General features: G+C 62.3%; 1 protein-coding gene and 1 pseudogene. Both read right to left on the bottom strand.

The window, feature by feature from the left end; genetic code table 11:
- A partial coding sequence (trbJ, locus tag HY26_RS01625; protein WP_112072805.1) for a P-type conjugative transfer protein TrbJ occupies positions 1-649 on the bottom strand: 649 nt, incomplete at its 3' end.
- Positions 634-1,252: pseudogene (locus HY26_RS01630) on the bottom strand (conjugal transfer protein TrbE); the annotation flags it as partial. The pseudogene HY26_RS01630 and the gene trbJ, both read right to left, overlap by 16 nt.

Below are 1,252 nucleotides of genomic sequence, written 5' to 3' on the forward strand. Positions count from 1 at the left end.
GGCGCGATTCTTCGAGCGCCACCATCCGGTACTGCGCGGCCATCAGCTGTTGCATCTGCATCTGCTGTTCGACCGAAAGCGCGACGAGCTGGTTGCCGGCCTGGGCAACAGACAGGTTGCCCGTGGCGGCCTGGCTCTCGCCCACAAGGTCGGTCAGGGTCTCTCGCGCGTCTGCAATCGAGGTCACGATACCCGACTGGACCTGGATCGAGGCGCGGAACGCGTCGCGGCTGATCCGCCACTGGTCGGCGGCCTCGGCGACGATCTCTTCATTGCTGAGGTCTTCATAGGAGTCCGGGAAGGCTTCGCGGTACTGGCGCTCGCTCTTCTCGACTTCGTAGGTGACCTCGCCCGCTTCGCGCATCAGCGTCTCGATCCGTTCGAGCAGGCGTTTCAAGTGCTCGATAGAGGCATAGTCGAGGCGCTTCAGGTCCTCGGCCTGGTTTACCAGCATCTGGGCTTCATGCTGCAGCTGCTGGATCTGGTTATTGATCTGTTCGAGTGTGTGCGTGGCCGTCAGGATATTCTGGACGAGATTGGTCGGATCAATGACGACATCGCCGACACCGAGCAAGGCGTTTGCCGGAAGCGGTGCGAGGCTCAACGATGAGACCGACCCGAGCAGTAAGGCGATCATTCGGCGGCGCATGGCATTTCTCCTTCCGTTCCGATCAGGTCTGCAGCCCAGTGATGCCCGCGGGCTGCAAGCCAGACGGGCGCGAACCGGTCCGGTCCTGAAGTGACCAATACGTCCGAAATCAGCTTCTGGTCGGCCTTCGACCCGGCAGCACAGAAGGCGAGGGCGACAGGCCCAAGGTCCAGATCGAACAGGCGGTTGCCGTCCGGTGTCTGAACATAATAGTCCCGCTTCGGCGTCGCCCGTGCGATCAATTCGACCTGGCGGGCATTGAGTCCGAAGCTCTCATACGCTGCGCGCTGCGAGGGCTCCTCGGCCCGCGCATTGGCAAGGAAGATTCGCGTGGGTGCGCTTTCGATGAGGCTTGGCGCAATCGCGCTTGCCGCGATGTCCGACAGGCTCTGTGTCGCGAACACGACCGAGACATTCTTCTTGCGGAGTGTCTTCAACCAGTCGCGGAGACGCCCGGCAAACATCGGATGGTCGAGGAACAGCCAGGCCTCGTCGAGGATCAGCATTGTCGGCCGGCCATCGAACCTGGCTTCAAGTTTCGTGAAGAGGTGCGCGAGCACCGGCGGGGCCACCCGCTTGTCCTGCATCAGCGCGTCCATTTCG

This window comes from Hyphomonas sp. GM-8P (genome assembly GCF_003263315.1).
In the GTDB taxonomy this organism is placed as follows: Bacteria; Pseudomonadota; Alphaproteobacteria; order Caulobacterales; family Hyphomonadaceae; genus Hyphomonas.